Annotated in this window: 21 protein-coding genes; all 21 read right to left on the reverse strand. The window is 51.7% G+C overall.

Going from position 1 to position 21335, the window contains the following annotated elements; all coding sequences use genetic code 11:
- Nucleotides 1-20 precede the first annotated feature (20 nt).
- Nucleotides 21-1577: a glutamine-hydrolyzing GMP synthase gene (gene guaA, locus OEV59_00160; GenBank protein MDH4226153.1), complete on the reverse strand. Its 1557-nt coding sequence runs from the start codon at nt 1575-1577 to the stop codon at nt 21-23.
- On the reverse strand, nt 1574-3040 hold the full coding sequence (gene guaB / locus OEV59_00165) for an IMP dehydrogenase (protein MDH4226154.1): 1467 nt from the start codon (nt 3038-3040) through the stop codon (nt 1574-1576). Before guaB ends, guaA begins: the two co-directional genes overlap by 4 nt.
- A gap of 24 nt (nt 3041-3064) precedes the next feature.
- A complete protein-coding gene (locus OEV59_00170) occupies nt 3065-4027 on the reverse strand; it encodes an exopolyphosphatase (GenBank protein MDH4226155.1) in 963 nt (320 codons plus the stop codon).
- Nucleotides 4024-4995, reverse strand: coding sequence for an acetylxylan esterase (locus OEV59_00175; GenBank protein ID MDH4226156.1), 972 nt, complete (start codon nt 4993-4995; stop codon nt 4024-4026). The genes OEV59_00170 and OEV59_00175 overlap by 4 nt, the downstream gene beginning before the upstream one ends.
- Complete coding sequence (locus OEV59_00180; GenBank protein MDH4226157.1) at nt 4992-5519, reverse strand: gamma carbonic anhydrase family protein; 528 nt, start codon at nt 5517-5519, stop codon at nt 4992-4994. Before OEV59_00180 ends, OEV59_00175 begins: the two co-directional genes overlap by 4 nt.
- A gap of 99 nt (nt 5520-5618) precedes the next feature.
- Nucleotides 5619-7022, reverse strand: a complete 1404-nt coding sequence (gene tilS / locus OEV59_00185) for a tRNA lysidine(34) synthetase TilS (GenBank protein MDH4226158.1) — start codon at nt 7020-7022, stop codon at nt 5619-5621.
- Nucleotides 7023-7093: 71 nt separating this feature from the next.
- Nucleotides 7094-7564: a YqhA family protein gene (locus tag OEV59_00190; protein MDH4226159.1), complete on the reverse strand. Its 471-nt coding sequence runs from the start codon at nt 7562-7564 to the stop codon at nt 7094-7096.
- A 19-nt stretch (nt 7565-7583) separates the two neighbouring features.
- Nucleotides 7584-8666: a 3-isopropylmalate dehydrogenase gene (gene leuB / locus OEV59_00195; GenBank protein ID MDH4226160.1), complete on the reverse strand. Its 1083-nt coding sequence runs from the start codon at nt 8664-8666 to the stop codon at nt 7584-7586.
- A complete protein-coding gene (locus tag OEV59_00200) occupies nt 8659-8916 on the reverse strand; it encodes an RNA-binding protein (protein ID MDH4226161.1) in 258 nt (85 codons plus the stop codon). Before OEV59_00200 ends, leuB begins: the two co-directional genes overlap by 8 nt.
- Nucleotides 8917-8982: 66 nt before the next feature.
- Nucleotides 8983-9480, reverse strand: coding sequence for a 3-isopropylmalate dehydratase small subunit (leuD, locus tag OEV59_00205; protein MDH4226162.1), 498 nt, complete (start codon nt 9478-9480; stop codon nt 8983-8985).
- A gap of 36 nt (nt 9481-9516) precedes the next feature.
- On the reverse strand, nt 9517-10806 hold the full coding sequence (gene leuC, locus OEV59_00210) for a 3-isopropylmalate dehydratase large subunit (GenBank protein MDH4226163.1): 1290 nt from the start codon (nt 10804-10806) through the stop codon (nt 9517-9519).
- 46 nt (nt 10807-10852) lie between these two features.
- Nucleotides 10853-12391, reverse strand: coding sequence for a 2-isopropylmalate synthase (locus tag OEV59_00215; protein MDH4226164.1), 1539 nt, complete (start codon nt 12389-12391; stop codon nt 10853-10855).
- Nucleotides 12392-12400: 9 nt separating this feature from the next.
- On the reverse strand, nt 12401-13258 hold the full coding sequence (gene pssA / locus OEV59_00220) for a CDP-diacylglycerol--serine O-phosphatidyltransferase (GenBank protein MDH4226165.1): 858 nt from the start codon (nt 13256-13258) through the stop codon (nt 12401-12403).
- 28 nt (nt 13259-13286) lie between these two features.
- A complete protein-coding gene (locus tag OEV59_00225; protein MDH4226166.1) occupies nt 13287-13919 on the reverse strand; it encodes a phosphatidylserine decarboxylase family protein in 633 nt (210 codons plus the stop codon).
- 10 nt (nt 13920-13929) lie between these two features.
- Nucleotides 13930-14943 carry a ketol-acid reductoisomerase gene (gene ilvC, locus OEV59_00230; protein ID MDH4226167.1) on the reverse strand — a complete coding sequence of 338 codons (1014 nt, stop codon included), beginning with the start codon at nt 14941-14943 and terminating at the stop codon, nt 13930-13932.
- 20 nt (nt 14944-14963) lie between these two features.
- Nucleotides 14964-15458: an acetolactate synthase small subunit gene (gene ilvN / locus OEV59_00235; protein ID MDH4226168.1), complete on the reverse strand. Its 495-nt coding sequence runs from the start codon at nt 15456-15458 to the stop codon at nt 14964-14966.
- A gap of 12 nt (nt 15459-15470) precedes the next feature.
- A complete protein-coding gene (gene ilvB, locus OEV59_00240; protein ID MDH4226169.1) occupies nt 15471-17180 on the reverse strand; it encodes a biosynthetic-type acetolactate synthase large subunit in 1710 nt (569 codons plus the stop codon).
- Between the two features lie 81 nt (nt 17181-17261).
- Nucleotides 17262-18914 carry a dihydroxy-acid dehydratase gene (gene ilvD / locus OEV59_00245; protein ID MDH4226170.1) on the reverse strand — a complete coding sequence of 551 codons (1653 nt, stop codon included), beginning with the start codon at nt 18912-18914 and terminating at the stop codon, nt 17262-17264.
- Nucleotides 18915-18929: 15 nt separating this feature from the next.
- Nucleotides 18930-19166, reverse strand: a complete 237-nt coding sequence (locus OEV59_00250) for a YdcH family protein (GenBank protein ID MDH4226171.1) — start codon at nt 19164-19166, stop codon at nt 18930-18932.
- Nucleotides 19167-19255: 89 nt separating this feature from the next.
- Nucleotides 19256-19957 carry a tRNA (adenosine(37)-N6)-threonylcarbamoyltransferase complex dimerization subunit type 1 TsaB gene (tsaB, locus tag OEV59_00255; protein MDH4226172.1) on the reverse strand — a complete coding sequence of 234 codons (702 nt, stop codon included), beginning with the start codon at nt 19955-19957 and terminating at the stop codon, nt 19256-19258.
- A gap of 13 nt (nt 19958-19970) precedes the next feature.
- Nucleotides 19971-21296, reverse strand: a complete 1326-nt coding sequence (rseP, locus tag OEV59_00260) for an RIP metalloprotease RseP (GenBank protein ID MDH4226173.1) — start codon at nt 21294-21296, stop codon at nt 19971-19973.
- Between the last annotated feature and the right edge of the window lie 39 nt (nt 21297-21335).

Raw genomic sequence — 21335 nt, forward strand, 5'->3', positions numbered from 1 at the left:
TTTCCCTTCTGTGGTATTTTTTACTCCCACTCTATCGTCCCGGGCGGCTTGGAGGTAATATCGTATGTAACGCGGTTAACGCCCTTGACCTCGTTTATCACGCGTGAAGAAATCCTGGCCATTACTTCGTAAGGAAGCCTTGCCCAGTCAGCTGTCATGCCGTCGGTGCTTGTTACCGCTCTGACCGCAAGCGTATTCTCGTACGTCCTCTCATCTCCCATGACGCCGACTGTCTTTACAGGCAAAAGAACCGCAAAGGCCTGCCAGAGCTTGGTATACAGCCCGGCTGCCTTGATTTCTTCAAGCACAATTGCGTCAGCCTCTCTTAGTATATCGCACCTCTCTCTTGTGACCTCGCCTATTATCCTTATCGCAAGCCCTGGGCCCGGGAACGGGTGCCTGTTTATCATGTCTTCCGCAAGCCCGAGTTCTCTGCCAAGCCTTCTAACCTCGTCCTTAAATAGTTCGCGAAGCGGTTCGACAAGCTTCAGTTTCATGTTCTTTAAAAGCCCGCCGACGTTATGGTGGCTCTTGATTGTCGCCGACGGACCCTTGAACGACACGCTCTCGATTACGTCCGGATAAAGTGTGCCCTGCGCAAGGAAAGCAACACCCTTTATTCTCAATGCCTCTGCGTCGAACACATGTATGAACTCGTTACCGATTATTTTTCTCTTTCTTTCGGGGTCTACCACACCCTTTAGCCTCTTAAAGAACCTGGCACTTGCGTCCACCTTCTTAACATTCATCTTGAAGCTTTTCGTAAGTGTCGAGTAGACCTTGTCAGCCTCGTTCTTTCTTAATACGCCGTTATCAACGAATATGCAGGTCAAGCGGTTGCCGATTGCCCTGTGGACTATGGCAGCTGTAACGCAGGAATCAACGCCGCCGCTTATGCCGCAGACAACCTTGCCTGTTGGCCCGACCTTTGCCCTTATATCCTCGATTGCCGTGCCGATAAAGGACTTCATTGTCCACCCGGACTTAAGCCCGCATATGCCGTGGACAAAGTTCTGTATGATTTTAAACCCGTGCTGCGTGTGCACGACCTCAGGATGGAACTGAACACCATAATACCCGAGTGAATCGCTACGAACAGCGCATATAACGCCGTTCTCGCTCCTTGCCGTTACCTTAAAGCCCTTTGGCGGTTTCTCGATTCTGTCGCCGTGGCTCATCCAGACTTTGAAGGGCTTTTTACCCGTGCCCTTGAATATGCCCTTTGAGTCTATTACTTTTAGCATCGCAGGGCCGTATTCGCGCGTGTTGCTCTTTTTGATTTTCCCGCCAAAGAGCTTTCCCGCAAGCTGCATGCCATAGCAAATGCCAAGCACCGGAACGCCGAGGTTAAAGACTTCCTTAGATACCATCGGAGCGCCCTTGTCATGCACGCTCGAAGGCCCGCCTGACAGTATTATGCCGCCCGGAGCAAACGAACGTATGAATGCCATCGACACCGTGCACGGATGTATCTCACAATACACCTTACTCTCGCGCACCCTTCTCGCGATTAGCTGCGTGTACTGGCTTCCAAAGTCGAGTATGAGGATTCTTTCGGAATGCGGGTCTTTTCTCATGACACCTCTATCTTATAGTTCGGCGCTTCTTTGGTGATTATAACGTCGTGCACATGGCTTTCCTTTAGCCCAGACGGCGTAATGCGCACGAACTTCGCCTTCTTATGTACCTCGGCTATGCTCTTTGTGCCCATGTACCCCATGCCGGCCCTTAGTCCGCCAATCAGCTGGAATATGGTTGAAGAAAGCGGGCCTTTATGCGGAACGCGGCCCTCGATACCTTCGGGAACAAGCTTAAGCTCGCTCTCAACATCGTCCTGGAAGTACCTGTCTTTGCTACCTTTTTTCATAGCTTCAATAGACCCCATCCCCCTGTATACCTTAAAAGTCCTACCTTGATAAAGGATAGTCTCCCCCGGGCTTTCCTCTGTGCCTGCAAAGAGCCCGCCTATCATTACAGAATGTGCCCCTGCTGCTATGGCCTTTGTTACGTCTCCGGAGTACTTTATGCCGCCATCGGCTATTACCGGTATGCCGCGCCTCTTTGCAACCCCTACGGCATCCATTACAGCTGAAAGCTGCGGTACTCCTATACCGGTGACTATCCTTGTCGTGCATATGGAGCCCGGACCAACCCCCACCTTTACGGCATCCACACCTGCCTTTATAAGCGCGGCAGTACCTTCGGCAGTGGCAACATTACCGGCTATGATCTGGCATTTGAAGTTCCGCTTTATGTCGCGTACAGCTTCGAGCACACCCTTACTGTGCCCGTGAGCAGTGTCAACGACTATGCAGTCGACTCCTGCATCGAGAAGCGCCTGCACCCTTTTATCCCTGTCAAAGGAAACCCCAACAGCAGCGCCGACCCTAAGCCTTCCGTACCTGTCCTTACACGAGTTCGGGTACTTATTTCTCTTCTCGATGTCGGTCATTGTGATGAGGCCCTTGAGTTTGCCCTTTTTATCGGCAACCGGGAGCTTCTCTATCCTGTGCTTATGCATCACTGCCATTGCCTTATCAAGCGAAACACCGGGGAGCGCAGTTATCATGTCCGTCGTCATTATGTCCGCGATTCGCTTATTAAGCTGTGTTTCGTACCTGATGTCCCTGTTCGTGACGATTCCAACAAGCTTATCGCCCTTTACAACCGGGAACCCTGAGATGTGCTCACGCCTCATTATCTCGATTGCGTCCGAGAGCCTCTGCTCAGGGGAAAGCGTCATGGGCTTTTGTATAATGACAGACTCGTACTTCTTTACCTTATCGACCTGAGCGGCCTGCTCGTCTATGGTGAGGTTCTTATGTATAATGCCGATGCCGCCCTCCTCTGCTATTGAGATGGCCATCCTCGACTCGGTAACAGAGTCCATTGCGGAGCTTACAAACGGCACATTCAGCCGTATCTCTTTTGTAAGCTGCGTAGAGATGTCTACGTCCCTCGGAAGCACCTTTGAAAATGACGGCATAAGAAGGACATCGTCGAATGTCAGCCCCTGCTTAATGTCGGAAGGTTTTGGCATGTTCTCTCCTTTCGTTTAAAACGTTTATGCAAGTCCGAGTTCCTTTATTATCAAGCCTTCGAGAAGCCCGGCATCGCTCACCCTTATGGAATCGAAACCAAAGGCCTCCATTACCTCTATCGTTATCGCGGAGCCGGGGATGATTAAATCCTCTCTCCCCTTTTCAAGTGTCAGGTAGCGCGCCCTCTCGGAAAGCGGCATTGCCGAAAGCTCCTTGTATATCGCGCGAACCCTGTCAATGCCGAGCACGTAACGGTTGATTCTTTCCCTGTCGTAAATATCGAGCCTCTGGTCTATTGCCGCAAGTGTCGTGATCGTGCCTGCGGTGCCGACTATCTCAGAGCCTTCTTTTGAAAAAAAATCCTTTATATCTATGCCGTCCTTCTCAAAAAGCCCTCTTACCGTAACTACCACGTCCCTGACATGTGATTCCAATTCCAAAAGGCTTTGCTTTGACGGCAACTCTTCTGTAAGGTAGCGCTCCGTCAGGTGCACAACGCCAAGCTCCATGCTCCATGCGCTGACGACCCTGTAGCCCTCGGTTATTATGAACTCTGTTGAGCCGCCGCCTATATCGAATATCAATCGGCGCGCTGTGTCGTCCTTGCCAATAGCCACTACCGACAGTACACCTGCTACCGAAAGCCTTGCCTCGTCATCCCCGCTTACAACACTTGGCCTGATGCCGCTTCTTTTCTCAGCCTCGTCTATGAACCAGGGGCTGTTTACAGCGCGTCTTACGACACTCGTTGCCGCGTTAACAACCTTGCCAACGCCAAACTTCTTTATATCTATTGCAAAATCTTCCAGCGCCTTTACTGTTCTCTCTGCCGCGTCCTTATCTATGCCATGCTCCTCGGTATACGAGCCGCCAAGCCTTGTAATATGTCTCTTATAAAGCAGCGGCCTTATGCCGCCTGTTTCCGAGGCCTCGGCTATAAGGAGCCTTAGCGTGTTGGTTCCTATATCAACGGAGGCGCATCTCAAGGGTTCGACTTAAACCACCTCTCCACTTCATCGTGCCACCCCGGCAGCACCACGTGCCCTGCCTTCGCGTTCCTAAAGACCTTCTTCTTTGTTGAGTCAGGGATTTTCTTTATCGTGTTCTGTATGCCTTCTTCGGGGCAAATGGTATCAGCGCCGCCTATGCCAATTAGCACGGGCTTCTTCATATAAGGCGCGTAGCGCATGACATCTATATAGGTGAGTGTTTTATCGGCAGCGGCAACATCTGCCGCCTTCCCCGCTTTGGAAAGCTTTGAGCGAAATTCCCTGACAATGGGATATGGCCCGCCGTCTGCCTTTTCAATGCCAAGAGGAACGTCATTTAAAAAAGGCACTCCGGCTGCAATGGCAGTCATGCGCTCATCCAAAACGGATAGCATCATTGAAGTGCCGCCTCCCATGGACGTGCCGTTAAGATAGATGCTCCCTGCCTCCGGAAGTGTCTTTAAATAATCGATTCCGCGTATCGCGTCGAGGAGCACGCCTACCAGAAAATAGGTTTCGGGCTTTTCTATGCCCTTTATTATAAGGTCCGTTGCCTCCGGGTTATATTCCTTTGCAAGCTGGCCGTGGCCCCTGACGTCTATTGCGAGAGCGAGGAATCCCTTCTTCGCAAACCGTTTTGCCCACTCGGGCCTGCCGTAGTCCCCGTAGCCGTGGAGAAGAAGGATTGCCGGAAGCTTGCCCTTTGCCTTTGCAGGCATGGCCACAACGCCGTGAACAGGAACGTTACCGTAGCTCATGAACTTCACTTCATAGGTCTTTATGCCGTCCGCTATAACAGGCTTTGTAGTTTCATAAGAAGGGTTAACTGCGCTAAGCTCAGTAAGCCTTGCCTCCCAGAAGGTCCTTAAATCGTCGGGAAGTTCTTTTACAGACGCAAAACCGTCTGCGACAAAAAATACAATCAATACGATTGCAACAACTACGGCACCAAAACGCCTTATCACCGCTTTACTCCCTCTCTTTCCTTTACATAGTGCGATGCGTACTCGATATAGTTCTTTGACGATTTAAGAATTTTCGCCACTTCGTCGTCAGTAAGCTCGCGCACTGCCTTGGCAGGGCTGCCGATGATGAGGCTACGCGGAGGGAACTTTTTACCCTCTGTAACAAGCGCTCCTGCCCCTACAATCGAATCCTCGGCAATGACAGCGTCGTCGAGGATAATTGCGCCCATGCCGATTAAGCATCTGTCCTTTACTGTGCAGCCGTGGAGAACGACGTTATGGCCAATTGTAATTTCACTTCCGATTATAAGAGGGAATGTATCTTTGGTAACATGCAAAACGGAGTTATCCTGGACGTTGGTTCTCTCGCCTATGCGGATATAATGGACATCGCCCCTGACAACGGCATTGAACCACACACTCGAGTACTCGCCTATCTCAACGTCCCCGATAACGCGCGCAGAGTCCTCGATAAATACGGTTTCATGAACCTTTGGCATCATGCCTTTATACGGCATCAGCATGTACTTGAAATCCTTCCTTATATAATGTCCGGTTAATGCAATAAGTTATCAAAATCCCCGGGCTTTGGCAATGGAATAGATGGCGCCAAAACGCCGGTCTCAGAGCATCTCAACCGTAAGCTTTAACACCTTTTTCGTGCCCTTTGCCACTTTATGACCTTCTGCCTGCCGAAGCCCGGCAAGCCACAAGACCTCGCCCGTTGCAGATACTATGACAGGAGTAGTGCGCCTCTTTGCAAGCGGCACCTTTGAATCTATAAATATATCTTTCAGTTTTCGAGTACGGCCATTCATGCCAAACGGCGCTATCCTGTCACCAGGAAGAGTAGCCCTCACACAAAGCGGCACATCGAACGAATCAAGAGAGAAGTACGCCGTATGCCTGTCAGCGCCAAAAGTCTTTGGAGCCTTACTAAGAATCGACACATGAACGCGCGCCTTTAACTGCTTTACAAACGTAACTCCCGGAATTGCAAGTTCAACTGCGCCTACAGCCGCTCTCGTGTCATCCTCTCTTGGAGCCATGGCAACGACCATATCATTATACGAACGGCTAAAGCGCACGCCGCTGCCTGCATCCACATAAGCAGCCCTGCCGCCCTTTGTAAGAAGCCCGAGGAGCGCATCCATCGTTTTTGCGCTTACCTCCATATCGCGGACAAAGGCCCTTGCAGCCCTAAGAAGCGCCCTTGAAGAAAGAGCAGAATGGACAGAGCTAAGAAGCCCGATATCGAGCGTAAGAGAGGCCTTTGCCTTCTTTATCAACGCGGCATCGAAGATATCTGCCGCAGCAGCCTCGATAAACTCGTCGTCACGAGAGAGAAGCCTTGCTGTTCGGGCAATCGTATCAACCACCGACGGGTTGAAATTCTTTTCCATATATGGCACAAGGCTAAGACGGACTTTATTTCTAAGGTACTTCTCTGTCCTGTTCGATGAATCCTCGACAAACCTTATCTTATTATCCCGTGCGTAACGCTCTATATCCGTGCGGCTCACGTCCAGAAGCGGCCTCACAAAAATACCGGACTTCTGCGCAATGCCCTTTAGCCCGCCAAGAGAAGCGCCCTTCATAAGACGCATGAGCACTGTTTCAATCAGGTCGTTCTTATTATGCGCAAGCGCGACAATAGAGGCATTGTGCTTCTTCGCACAATCCAGAAGAAAAGCCTTTCTCGCCTCTCTTGCAGCCTCCTGCATGCCGCCGTCTTTCTTTACGTCCTTTAACTCCCCTGCCTTGAGCCTTTTACCAACGAACTTGAGTGCGAGCTTCTTTGCCGTACTTTTCACAAAATCATGGTCTCGCCTCGACTCTCTACCACGAAGATTATGGTCAAGGTGGCAGACTATGATACTTATGCCAAGCGGTTCTTTTATTTTGGAAAGGACATGCAAAAGCGTCATGGAATCCACGCCGCCGGAAACGGCAACGCAGACCTTCGCGCCCTTTTTAAACATCTTGTATCCTGCTATATTCTCTCTTACCCTTGTCTCTATATCCATGCCCTCTTATCCCTAAAACGCGAAAAGCCGGCAAAGAGCCGGCTTTTACAGAGAAAAAAACACCGTCCGGCCTATTCGTGGTGCGAGTCCTTTTCCTTTGCCTTCATGTAGTACACGAGCGCCACAAGCACGAGCGCTATGGACACGGCGAACATCAACGTATCCTTGGCATCCTTCCACTCGGCTATATGCTCGAGGAAGGTGACTGCGAGCATTAGAGCTATGACGCTAGAAAGCTTCTTCTTTAAATCGTCCAGGTTGTTAATATTAAGCCACTCCGGCATCTTAAGCTCGCCTATAAACAGTTCGTAGAGCGCGACTGCGAATATATAAAGGATAACGGCCAGAAGAAAACCGTCGAGTATCGCAACCATGTGCACTGTGGCCGAAACGCTCTCTCCTGTCGCAAACGAATGAAACATATGATACACCGTCTTACCCATCTGTATGGACGACCAGACAAAAAGAGCAACCGAACCCACAAAACTCGATATCACGGCGAGTATTACAGCAAGCCAGCCTCTTTCAAGTATCGTTCTCATAAATAAGCCCTGCCTCCTTTTACTTTGCCGCTTGTATCTCGTCGACTATTGCATCACCCATGCCGATAGTAGAGAGCTTCTTCGTGCCTTCGGTGTAGATGTCCGCAGTCCTGAAGCCCTTATCAAGCACCCTCTCGACCGCTTTCTCGATAGACTCGGCAGCCTCGTTCATACCAAAGGAGTACTTTAGCATCATGGCAATGGAAAGTATCGTTGCTATCGGGTTTGCTATGCCCTTACCTGCTATGTCGGGGGCGCTGCCGTGTATGGGCTCGTACATCGCGTGCCCTGTGTCTCCAACACTCGCGGATGGAAGCATGCCTATAGAACCGGTCAGCATAGCTGCCTCGTCGGAGAGTATGTCGCCAAATGTATTCTCGGTCACTATGACGTCAAACTGCTTCGGGTTTCTGATAAGCTGCATGGCGCAGTTGTCGACGTACATGTGGGAAAGCTCGACCTTCGGATACGACGCGCCTACTTTCGTAACAACCTTTCTCCAGAGCTCGGTGGTTTCAAGCACATTCGCCTTGTCAACGCTCATGAGCTTTTTGCCTCTCTTCATGGCGATGTCAAAGGCGACCTTTGCGATGCGCTCGACTTCAGGTGTGGTATACACCATCGTGTTCACGCCTCTTTCCGTGCCGTCAGCAAGCTTCTCAACGCCTTTGGGAGTACCGAAATAAAGGCCTCCGGTAAGCTCGCGTATAACCATGATATCAACGCCGTCTATGACCTCGCGCTTCAATGTGGAGGCGTCGGCAAGGGCCTTAAATATCTTTGCTGGCCTAAGATTGGCAAAAAGCCCGAGTTCTTTTCTAAGCTTCAAAAGCGCCCTCTCCGGCCTTATCGAATAATCAAGGGCTTCCCACTTAGGGCCTCCAACAGCTCCAAGAAGCACGGCATCGGCCTCTTTTGCCATGCCTAGCACTTCATCTGTAAGCGGCGTTTTATTTACGTCAATTGACGCTCCGCCGACAAGAGCCTCCGTTACCTCGAACTCGACATTGAACTTTTCCTCAACGCACTCAAGCACCTTTACTGCCTCATCCACTATTTCAGGGCCTATGCCGTCGCCGGCTATGGCCAGTATCTTATGCATTCTCTATTTCCTCCTCGTTTGCCGCAGGAATTTCAAGTATCTTCTTTAACGAATCAAAGAACGACTCAAGGCCGCTGTGCGGAATGACAACGGTGCTCCTTCTGTCGTTCGAAAGCTCGGCTATCTGCAAAAACTTCCCGCCGGGGTTTTCCTTAAAGTCTATGAAAAGCGTTTTATTTTCTATCTGTAGCTTGTCCGTTGAAATCGTCCTGCTCTTTGGCTTATCGCCCCTGTTATCGTTTCTTCCCATTCAATCATCCTCCCTGTTGTGCTTTCGCGCGAGTTTTAGCGGTGTTTATCGCCTTCTCTTTGCCGTCTAACTTACAAACCCTCTTTTCCTTATCCACTGCATAAGGCCGCCGGAACTCACAAGCTCCTGCATGAACGGCGGCACTGCAGCTGCCTTGTACCTCTTATTCTTCGTAATGTTCACTATCTCGCCGCTTGCCATATCCACCTCGAGTTCGTCGCCCTTGGCTGCGCCATCGACCGCCTCAACGCATTCCAAAATAGGAAGCCCCATGTTAAACGAATTCCTGTAGAATATGCGCGCAAAGCTCTTTGCAATGACGCATGAGACCCCTGCTGCCTTTATCGATATGGGCGCGTGCTCTCTCGATGAGCCGCAGCCGAAGTTCTTATCTGCCACGATAATATCGCCTGGCTTCACGTTCTTTGCGAATGTTGCGTCCTCGTCCTCCATGCAGTACTTCGCAAGTTCCTTTGGGTCAGAGGTATTTAGATGCCTTGCCGGTATTATCCTATCAGTATCTATGTCAGCGCCGTACTTCCAAACCCTGCCGCGTGCCTTCATTTTAGTCTTGCTCCTTCGTTAGTCGTAATTAAATTTTTACTTCTTCGCTATCTCGTCCGGATGCGCTATCCTGCCCTTAACTGCCGTTGCAGCTGCAACAGCCGGATTCGCAAGGTATACCTCGCTTGTCGTATGCCCCATCCTTCCGACAAAGTTCCTGTTCGTCGTCGAGAGCGCCTTCTCTCCCGGCGCGAGTATGCCCATGTGCCCGCCAAGGCACGGGCCGCATGTTGGAGGGCTGATTATCGCTCCGGCGCTCATGAAGATATCGAAGTACCCAAGGTCCATGGCCTGCCTGTAGATAAGAGGTGTTGCCGGTATTATAATGAGGCGCGTGTTCTTGGCTACCTTCTTACCCTTAAGAAGCCTTGCCGAGACTTCCAGGTCTTCTAGCCTTCCGTTGGTGCAGGAGCCGATGACAACCTGGTCGATAGCAATGTTCTTTACCTCTGATACGTTCTTCGTGTTCTCAGGCAGATGCGGAAGCGCGACCTGCGGGTCTATCTTTCTGCAATCGTACTCGTGCACGACCATGTACTCGGCTTCCTTATCGCTCGTATAGTACTTTGCCGGCCTCTCGCCCCTCTTCTCGACGTATTTCTTCGTCGTTGCATCCGGCTCTATGATGCCGCTCTTACCTCCGGCCTCTATCGCCATGTTGCACATCGAGAAGCGGCTGTCCATCGAGAGCCCCTTTATGGTCTCTCCGGTGAACTCCATTGCGCGGTAAAGAGCGCCGTCAACGCCGACCTTGCCGATAGTATAGAGGATAAGATCCTTGCCGCTTACCCACTTGTTAAGCTTCCCGTAGAATACGAACTTCATGCTCTCCGGTATCTTGAACCACACCTCGCCGGTTATCATGGCAGCGGCAAGGTCTGTTGAGCCAACCCCTGTAGCAAAGGCGCCCATTGCCCCGTAGGTGCAGGTATGCGAGTCGGCGCCGATTACAACATCGCCGGAAACGACTATGCCCTTCTCCGGTAAAAGCGCGTGCTCTACTCCCACCTCGCCGCCTTCGTAGTAGTGCTTTAGCCCTTGCTCGGCTGCGAACTCTCGAAGTATCTTTACCTGTGTTGCGCTCTTTATGTCCTTATTGGGCGTAAAGTGGTCGGGAACGAGCACGACCTTGCTTTTATGAAACACCTTCTTTGCGCCTATCTTCCTGAACTCGTCTATGGCTATCGGCGCTGTGATGTCGTTACCGAGCGCGATATCGACCTTAGAGTTTATGAGCATGCCCGGGGTTACTTCACTAAGCCCCGCGTGCTTTGCAAGTATCTTTTCGGTTATTGTCATCGGCCTCAATGCCTTTTTCTTAGCCATCGCTTATACGCTTCCTCTCTTTAATAATTACGCAGAAACCCCGTCCTCAGACGAGCCTCTCGCGTTTTTCCTTCTTTTTATATTCGAGCCTGTTAAGGGCGTTTATGTAGGCCTTTGCGCTCGCCACTATAATATCGGTATGAGAGCCCTGCCCAAGCACCGTATGCCCTTCTTCCTCGAGCCGCACGGTTACCTCGCCCTGCGCGTCCGTGCCGCCTGTAATGGCATTGACAGAATAGCGTAGCAGTTTGCTCTTCGTCGCAGTAATCGCGGATATAGCCTTGAAGACCGCGTCCACCGGGCCGTCGCCATCGCTGCTCTGCTTTTTCTCTTCGCCATCGGCCTCCATTACAACAACAGCGCTAGGCCTCTTTTCCGTGCCTCCCGATACTTCCAACTTTACGAGACGGAAACGGTCAGGCACCTCGATACGAAGCACCTCGTCCTGAACAAGGGCCTCGATGTCTTCGTCAAAAACCTCTTTTTTCCTGTCAGCGAGCTCCTTGAACCTCTCGAATGCGGCATTCAGGTCTTCATCCGAAAGCTCGTAGCCAAGCTCCTTAAGCCTTGCCTTAAACGCGTGCCTGCCCGAGTGCTTACCCATTACAAGCGTTGACTTGGATATGCCAACGGACTCGGGGCTCATTATCTCGTAGGTGGTCTTTTCCTTAAGCACGCCGTCCTGATGAATGCCGGACTCGTGCGAAAAGGCGTTGTCGCCGACTATGGCCTTATTGGGCTGCACCATCATGCCGGTGATGCCCGAGACAAGGCGGCTTGCCGGGTATATCTGCTCAGTAACTATGGCAGTATCAAGGCCGAGTATGTCTTTACGCGTCCTGAGTATCATTACTATTTCTTCAAGTGAGGCGTTCCCTGCCCGCTCGCCGATGCCGTTTATGGTGCATTCAACCTGGCGCGCGCCGTTAATCACAGCGCTAAGCGAGTTCGCAACAGCAAGCCCCAAATCGTTATGACAGTGAACGGAAATAATCGCCTTATCTATATTACCTACGTTAGCCCGTATCCCCTTTATAAGCGCGCCAAACTGCTCAGGGAGCGCGTAGCCTACGGTATCGGGAATATTTATCGTAGACGCTCCTGCAGCAATGACAGCCTCGATGACCTCGTAGAGGTACTTAAGCTCTGACCTCGACGCGTCCATGGGGCTAAACTCCACATCGTCGACATATCCACGGGCATGTGTGACCATCTCAACTGCGCGCTTCTTCGCCTCGTCGCGAGTGAGACGGAACTGGTGCTTAAGATGTATATCCGATGTAGAGATGAACGTATGTATGCGCGGCCTCGGAGCGCCCTTCAAAGCTTCCCAAGCGGAATCGATGTCGTCTTGCTTCGCTCTTGCAAGGCTGCAAACAATTGGCCCTTCGACTTCGTGCGCGATTCTCCTGACTGCCTCGAAGTCGCCCGGAGAGCTGAAGGCAAACCCAGCCTCTATCACGTCAACGCCGAGCTTGGCAAGCTGCCTTGCCACACGGATTTTTTCCTCGACGTTCATCGAGGCCCCGGGCGACTGCTCGCCGTCTCTGAGTGTCGTATCGAATATTCTTACCCTGTTATCCATAAAAATTGCCTAACCCTTATGCTCCCCGCTGCCCTTATGCACTGCCTGGCCGTTTATCTCTAACTTGTGCCCGTTTTTCATCATGTCAATGAGCGTATATACCGGCCCTGACGCGACATACCCGAAGGTGAGCACGAGAAGAAGTATCTCGTGCTGCGCCGCAACAAGCACGGCAAGAAGTATCACTCCCACAAGAAGCCTGAACGGAGACCTCTTTTTTATGTTAAACTCCTTGAAGCTATAGTACTTGACTGTGCTCACCATCAAAAACGCGAGCGTGTATATCATCACAAGCACGGTAACGTGCTTTGCTATCTCTATCTGCCCAAGATAGTTAAAAAATATCACTGTCGAGGCAACGAGCACTGCGGCAGCAGGTATTGGCAGCCCGTTAAAGTGCTTACTGCCGATAGTCGCTGTCTGCACGTTGAACCTCGCAAGACGAAGCGCCCCGCATACGACGTAGAGAAATGCCGCAAGCCACCCGAACTTTTCAAAGGGCCTAAGCGCCCAGGTAAATACCAATATGCCAGGGGCAAGGCCGAATGCCACGAGGTCGGACAATGAATCATACTCCATGCCGAACTTGCTTGTGGTGTTCGTTAGCCTCGCAACGCGTCCGTCCATGCAATCGAGCACCGCAGAGATAAGTATTGCGACTGCGGAGTGAACGAAGTTGCCGTCAAGGGCCGCTACTATCGAATAAAACCCTCCAAAAAGACTTGCCGAGGTTATGAGGTTTGGCAGAAGATAAACACCGCGCCGAAGCTTCCTTGTCCTGTCAGGAGCAATTTCAACGTCAATCTCGTCGTCCTTGAGTTCTTCCTGCTCTTTCTCTATATCGTGTTCGTAGTCGCTGTTTGCCATGTCCCCTCCGGTCTGCCTTTCCCCTTGCCTACCAGCGCGCGAGTATCGAGCTTCCCGCGCTCACCTTGTCGCCTACCTTGACCTCCACCTTAGCGTCGAGCGGAAGATACACATCTAGCCTGGAGCCGAACCTTATCATGCCAAACCTTGCGCCCTTTGTGAGCGCGTCGCCTTCTTTCGAGTAACACACGATGCGGCGCGCTATAAGCCCTGCTATCTGCGTAAAGATAAACTTCTTGCCGTTCTTTGCCTCGGCCAGAATGGCATTCTGCTCATTTTCCAAGGAGGCCTTGTCGAATGCCGCGTTCATGAACTTGCCTTCGTTATAGGCAACCTTCAAGACCTTACAGTCCGCAGGCGCCCTGTTAACGTGGACGTTAAAAACATTCATAAAGATGCTTATCTTATTAGCCTCGGCCTTTAGAAGCCTGTCCTCACGAACAACGTCGCATATTATAACGCGGCCGTCTGCCGGACTGACTATAACGTCGTCACCGGAGGGAATATCCCTCTCCGGGTCGCGAAAGAAGTTAAGAACAAACGCCAAAACAAGCGCGAAAAATATGAAAAGCGGCCATACCGCGAGTACTCCTGTTATTACGACAGGCACTGCCGCGATAAAAATAAAGACATACCCTTCCTTTGCAAATGGTATGCGCATCCGGCGGCCCTTAGTTCTTAGCCTTATCGACTATCTTGGAGGCCTTCATCCACGGCATCATCGCCCTTAGCTTCTCGCCGACCTCTTCTATCTTATGCGTCTCGCCCTTCTTCGTAAGTTCGTTAAACTTCTTAAGCCCGTTCTTGTACTCGCCCATCCACTCATCGGCGAACTTGCCGCTCTGTATTTCACCAAGTATCTTCTTCATCTCGGCCTTGGTTGCGTCCGTTATCACGCGCGGGCCTCTTGTAAGGTCGCCGTACTGCGCGGTGTTGCTTATCGAGTAGCGCATGTTGGTAATGCCGCCCTCGTATATCAAATCAACGATAAGCTTCATCTCATGGAGACATTCAAAGTACGCCATCTCCGGCGGATAGCCTGCCTCCGTAAGCGTTTCAAACCCTGCCGTTATAAGGGCCGTTACGCCGCCGCAAAGCACTGCCTGCTCGCCAAAGAGGTCTGTCTCTGCCTCGTCCTTAAAGCACGTCTCGATGATGCCGGCCCTGCCGCCACCGTTGGCGCTAGCGTAAGCAAGAGCGACCTTTAGCGTATCCTTGGACGGGTCCTGATGCACAGCAACGAGTGTCGGCACGCCCCTGCCCTTCGTGTACTCATGCCTTACAAGATGCCCAGGGCCTTTTGGCGCAATCATCATGACGTTCACGTCCGAGGACGGCACGATTTTCTTAAAGTGTATGCTAAAGCCGTGCGCGAATGCGAGGTACGCGCCCTTCTTAAGATTCGGCGCTATTTCCTTCTCGAAGGTCTCGCTTTGCCTCTCATCCGGTATAAGTATCATCACAACGTCCGCGCCGTTTACAGCGTCGGCGACATTCTTTACCGTAAGCCCCGCTGCCTCGGCCTTCTTCCATGAACCGCCTTCCCTTAGGCCTATCGTAACGTCAACGCCGCTTTCCTTAAGGTTCTGCGCGTGGGCATGGCCCTGGCTGCCGAACCCGACTATCGTTACCTTCTTAGAGCGTATGTTCTCGAGATTTGCGTCCTTATCGTAGTAAACCTTCATGTATGGCTCCTTTGCTTTTTTTATTCCTTGCCTTTGCCTCTAACGCTTCTTGCCATTGCAATTTTACCTGTACGAACCATTTCCTTTATGCCAAACGGACGAAGTAGCTCCGTAATGGCCTGTATCTTCTGCTCATCCCCCGTGACCTCGATTGTATAGGATTTGGGCCCGACGTCCACGATCTTTGCCCTGAAGATATCGACTGTGCTAAGTATCTCCGGCCGCGTTTCGTCGGTAGCGTTCACCTTGACGAGCGCAAGCTCCCTGTCGATAAACTCCTCGCCGGTCATGTCGTGCACCTTGATGACGTTTATGAGCTTGTTTAGCTGCTTCATTATCTGCTCAACTATCCTCTCGTCCCCGGTCGTGACAATAGTCATCCTGGAGACATTGGAGTCCCCTGTCTCTGCCACACACAGGCTCTCGATGTTGAAGCCCCTTCCGGAGAAGAGCCCCGATATTCTGGAGAGCACGCCAAATTCGTTTTGTACAAGAACCGATATCGTATGTCTCATAGATAGCCTTCTTTACACAAGTAGCATCTTTGTGAGCCCCTGGCCCGCGGGCACCATCGGGTACACGCACTCCTTGGGGTCAACGATGAACTCCATGAACACTGGTCTGTCGTTTATCTTCATGGCCTTCTTTATGACCGCGTCAACGTCCTTTGGCTTCTCTGCCCTTAAGCCAGCACCGCCGTACGCCTCCGCTATTTTCACGAAGTCGGGTTTCTTACCAAGGCACGTGTGCGAGTACCTCTTATCATAGAAGAACTCCTGCCACTGCCTGACCATTCCGAGGAAATGGTTATTTAGTATCGCGACCTTTACAGGCAACCCGTACTCGACCGCAGTTGCAAGCTCCTGGATGTTCATTTGTATGGAGCCGTCACCTGCTATGTCGATAACCGTCTTTTTAGGATATGCAACCTGCGCCCCTATGGCCGCAGGAAAACCATACCCCATTGTGCCGAGCCCGCCGGAGGTAAGAAAAGTACGCGGCTTGTCGAACTTATAGAACTGCGCAGCCCACATCTGGTTCTGGCCGACCTCGGTCGTGATTATGGCATCGCCCTTTGTAAGCGCGTAGATACGCTCTATGACGTACTGCGGCTTTATGCGCCCGTCCATGGGCTGCGTGACCTTCAAGGAATGCGTCTTTTGCCACTTCTCTATTTCCTTATGCCACTTAGAAGTATGCTCCGAGAAAGCCGACACGTGCTTCTTGTCCTTCTTTGTAAGCGCATCGAGCAGATCTTTTAGAACATGCTGCACATCGCCGACAATCGGAACATCGACCTTGACGTTCTTACTAATCGATGTCGGGTCTATGTCTATGTGCACGATCTTCGCGTACGGCGCGAACTCGTCGAGCTTGCCGGTGACGCGGTCATCGAACCTCGAGCCAACGGCTATAAGGCAATCGGTATGCGAGATTGCCATGTTTGCTGCGTACGTGCCATGCATCCCGAGCATCCCGAGGTGCAGCTTATCGGTGCCGGGGAACGCGCCCATGCCCATGAGTGTAGTCGTAACCGGTATTTCGAGCTTCTTTGCAAGCTTTGTAAGCTCGGCCGCTGCATTCGAACCAATGACCCCACCGCCGGCGTATATAACCGGACGCTTCGAGTTAAGTATCATCTCAAGGGCCTTGCTGATTTGCCCGGGGTGCCCTTTGTACGTCGGCTGGTAGCTCTCTATCAACGCCTTCTCTGGGTAATGAAACACAGTTGAATTGGTCTGCACGTCCTTTGGAATGTCGACGAGCACAGGGCCCGGCCTTCCTGTCGTTGCAATGTAAAAAGCCTCTTTGATAATGCGCGCAAGGTCTTTCACGTCTTTAACAAGGTAATTGTGTTTTGTGCACGGCCTCGTGATGCCGACTATGTCAGCCTCCTGAAAAGCGTCGTTACCTATAAGCGCGGTCGGCACCTGTCCTGTGAACACGACCATTGGAATAGAATCCATGTAAGCGGTTGCTATTCCGGTAACGGTATTGGTTGCTCCAGGGCCAGAGGTGACTAAAACAACACCGGGCTTTCCGGTCGAGCGCGCGTAACCGTCTGCCATATGCACAGCGCCCTGCTCATGGCGCACGAGTATATGATTTAGCGGACACTTCTTGCCGTAAAGCACGTCGTAGAGCGGAAGCACAGCTCCGCCAGGATACCCGAAAATGGTATCAACGCCTTCCTTCCTAAGCGCCTCTATGAATATTTCTGCCCCTGTCTTGGTCATTTTCTCAAATAGGCCGCAATCGCATCGCGGCTAACATTTTTTTTATAGACACACGGATTAGGAATCCGTTATTCCAGCCATCTACTCCACTACCGCCCCTGTGTTTGCGCTTGTAACCACCTTTGCGTAGCGCGAGAGCCAGCCTGTCTTGATCTTCGGCTCCGGGGCCTTCCACTTCTTCTTTCTCTTTTTTAGCTCAGCGGCAGACACCTTGAGCTCAAGCTTTCTCTTTGGAATGTCAAGCTCGATAACATCGCCGTTCTTCACAAGCGCTATGGGGCCGCCCTCCATTGCCTCTGGCGATATATGGCCGATGCACGGGCCTCTTGTACCGCCAGAAAACCGACCGTCGGTTATGAGCGCAACACTCTCGCCAAGCCCGAGCCCGACGATTGCCGCAGTTGGAGCAAGCATTTCGCGCATTCCGGGGCCGCCTTTGGGGCCTTCGTAGCGAATTACCACCACATGCCCGGCCTTTACCTTGCCAGACTGTATGGCTGCCTGAGCAGCTTCTTCGGAGTCGAATGTTATGGCCTTGCCGGTAAAGCGCATCATCTTATCGCTAACCCCGGACTGCTTTACAACCGCACCAAGAGGAGCAAGGTTACCGCCAAGCACCGCTATACCGCCCTCTTTGTGATAGGGCTTATCAACCGGCTTTAGCACTTCCTCATCCACGTATGTAACCTGTTTTACTATGTCCTTCACCCTGACGCCGGAAACGGTAGGGTTATCTTTTATAACCTTCTCAAGCCTCTTCATCACGGCCGGTATGCCGCCTGCCCAGTGAAGGTCTTCCATGTAGAACTTCCCTACCGGCTCAAGCGATGCTATGTGAGGAGTCGTCCTGCTAAGCTTGTCAAACGTATCGAGCGGAAGCTTAACCCCTGCCTCATGCGCAATCGCCAGAAGATGCAGCACGGTGTTAGAAGAACCACCGAGCGCCAAATCAACCCTGATTGCGTTCTCGAATGCGTTTTTCGTCATGATGTTTCTTGGCAAAATATTTTTCCTTACAAGCTCGACGATTCTCTCGCCCGAGTCGAAGGCAATGCGCCTTTTCTCGCTCATCACTGCCGGAGCAGTGCCGCACCCAGGAAGGCTCATGCCCATTGCCTCTGTAAGCGAGTTCATCGTATTGGCGGTATAGAGCCCCTGGCAGCTTCCAACCCCCGGGCACGCGCCAAGCTCGCAAGCCGCAAGCTCTGACTTCGTGATTTCGCCCTTTTTATAACGTCCCATCGCTTCAAACGTATTGCGTATAAACGAAAGACGCTGTCCCTTCAACCTTCCTGTCATCATCGGCCCTGCGCTCACTACTATCGATGGGATGTTCAACCTCGCGGCTGCCATGAGCATGCCTGGGGTAATCTTATCGCAGTTAGTTAGAAGCACGAGGCCGTCCAGAGCATGCGCCTCGGCTACACTCTCTATCATGTCAGCTATAAGCTCGCGTGTGGAGAGCGAATAATGCATGCCCTTATGGCCCATGGCAATGCCGTCGCAAACGCCTGGGAGCCCGAAGAACATCGGGTAGCCTCCGCCCGTGTGCACGCCCTTTTCGATGAACCTTTCCAGATCCCTCATGCCGATGTGGCCGGGGATAAGGTCTGTAAAGCTCGTAGCAACGCCGATAAAGGGCTTTTGCATCTCGCCCTTTGGTATGCCGGTTGCGTACATAAGGGCCCTGTGCGGGACCCTTGAAAAACCTTTTTTAACGCGGTCGCTTCTCATATCACCCCTGCGTATTTATTTAACGCCGCTTTCCTTTAAAACGTTTATCATGTGCTCCATCTTGTCCTTAAGAGCAAGCTTTTGTTTCTTCAATGTGGCAATCTCGACTTCCTCGTCCTTGGTAAGATGCGGCCGCTTCTCCAACTTCTCGACCACCTTCCTGTGCTGACGGAATGTCTCGTATGCCTCCTTGAACTCGATATTATTCTTAAGAAGCTTATCAACAACAGGGTCGTTTACGTCAATAGGCATATCAGCTGCTCCTTTCCAAAATACGTGAAATTCGCTTAAGTTAGTAATAATACACTAAAAAGAGGGAAAAAGTCAATAAAATAACGGGATTAGGCGTTGTTTTGGCCGCTTTTGAGCTCGGCCTCGGATTTGCGCAGGTATAGCGGCGTAACTTCAAGCGGGGTAAGGGTTTTATAAGGCCCGCTTTCGGCAAGGATAGCTATATTCGACGCCCTGATATGCCACTTTTCTTCCGGCAAAAACACGGCATCGGGCATAAGGACTGACACGCTCTCTTTATATTCATTTAAGCCGTTACCAAGGAACACGGCCCCCCTGCCGGAAGTGACGCCTTTAAGGCTTTTGATAAAATCCTCTATGGAAGAAGCCCTGTCGTCAAGAAGCCTCTTGGGCGCGCCCAGGCTCAAATCAAATGCAGCGGCGTAGACCTCTTTCTTACGCGCGTCGAATACAGGGCAAACTATTCTGTCCGTTTTCCCGGCGTTCATCGAAAGCGCCATGAGAGTAGATACTGTTCTTATCTCCATCTTGCCTGTTGCCCAGGCAAGCCCCTTAATAAGGCTTACTCCGATTCGAAGCCCTGTAAACGAGCCCGGGCCGCTTCCTATGGCAAAGCAATCGATATCGTTTATCGTGAGATTTAACGAAGTAAGCAGTTCATCTATGCTCTTTAGAAGCCACTCGGAGTGAGTGGTGACGCGCTCCGCGTGCACTTCCTTGAGCACGCGCCCGGAATCAGAGACCGCAACGCTTCCTGAAAATGAAGACGTGTCTATCGAAAGAAGCCTCACGCAAAGAGCCCCGTCAGCTGAAAATTCTCCAGATATCGTTCCACATGACAAGCGCAATGAGCGCGATTATCATGGCAAACCCGATTTGCTGGAACATCATGACCAACCTGTCGCTAAGAGGAGCGCCCTTTAACTTCTCAGCGATAAGCATAACGACAACGCCGCCGTCCAATACCGGAATGGGGAAGAGGTTTAGCACGCCGAGATTAAGACTTATTATGGCGACAAGCACAAGGACCTTGGTAAACCCGGCGCTCGTTGCCGAGCCCGTTACCTGCGCTATCATTATCGGGCCGCCAAGGGCCTTTACCGAATAAAGCCCCGTGAAGAGCCCCTTTATGAACTTGAATATCAGATACGTCTGCTCGTAGCACTCCGCCATGCCAAGCTTAATTGACTCGACAAAACCGAACTTCTTTACCACTGTCTCGATAAGCGGATTTATACCGATAAGCTGGCGCTTTGCCTCCTCGTCGAACTTGGGAGTAAGCTTTACATCCATAGTTTTACCGTCGCGCACATAGGTAACGACCCTCTCGCCCTGTTTCTTCGCCATCTCGCGCGATATCTGGTACCAGTAGCTTATCTCCACGCCGTCGATTGCAGTTATCCTGTCACCCTTTTTAAGCCCGGCAACGTCCGCAGGCATACCCGGAGCAAGCGCGCCCACGACAGGCGGACTGCTCGGCAGTATGTCGTCTGCCGTGCCCATGCCTTCCTTCGCGCTCTTACCCGGAGTATAAGGAGCCTTAAAGGTCTCTGCGTCACGCTTTACGGTAAATATAATCTCCTTACCCGGGCTTAGAAGTATTACCTTATTTAACGCGCTCCAGTTCTCGATTTTCTCGCCATCGGCCTCTATAATCACATCCCCGGCCTTCATGCCGCCTTTATCGGCCTGACCGCCCTTATCAACGTACTCGAGCCTGGCTTCATCGTAGAGAAACGCCGGCATGCTGGTGCCAAGCATGTATGGAAGCGGGAATACTACGAACGCGAGTATGAAGTTCATCACCGGCCCTGCAGCCACTATAAGCACGCGCTGGTATATCGGCTTACGGTCGAATGCGCGCTCGAGCTCCCACGCGCTCCACTCCTTGCCCTTCTCATCCTCTCTCGACTCTCCAAACATCTTTACATACCCGCCAAGCGGAATGGCAGAGAGCATGTACTCGGTCTCGCCTCTTTTCACGGAGAAAAGAGCGGGGCCGAACCCGAGAGAGAACTTCTCGACCTTGACGTCGAAGTACTTGGCAACCGCAAAGTGCCCGAGCTCGTGCACGAAGATCAGCACGCCAAGCACTATTATAAATACCAATATGCCTTCTGGTGTGAACATTTTATCTTTTTTGTCTCCTTACTTTATTTGCGCTTAAGC

This window comes from Deltaproteobacteria bacterium, from assembly GCA_029858205.1.
Classification (GTDB): Bacteria; Desulfobacterota; GWC2-55-46; order GWC2-55-46; family DRQE01; genus JAOUFM01.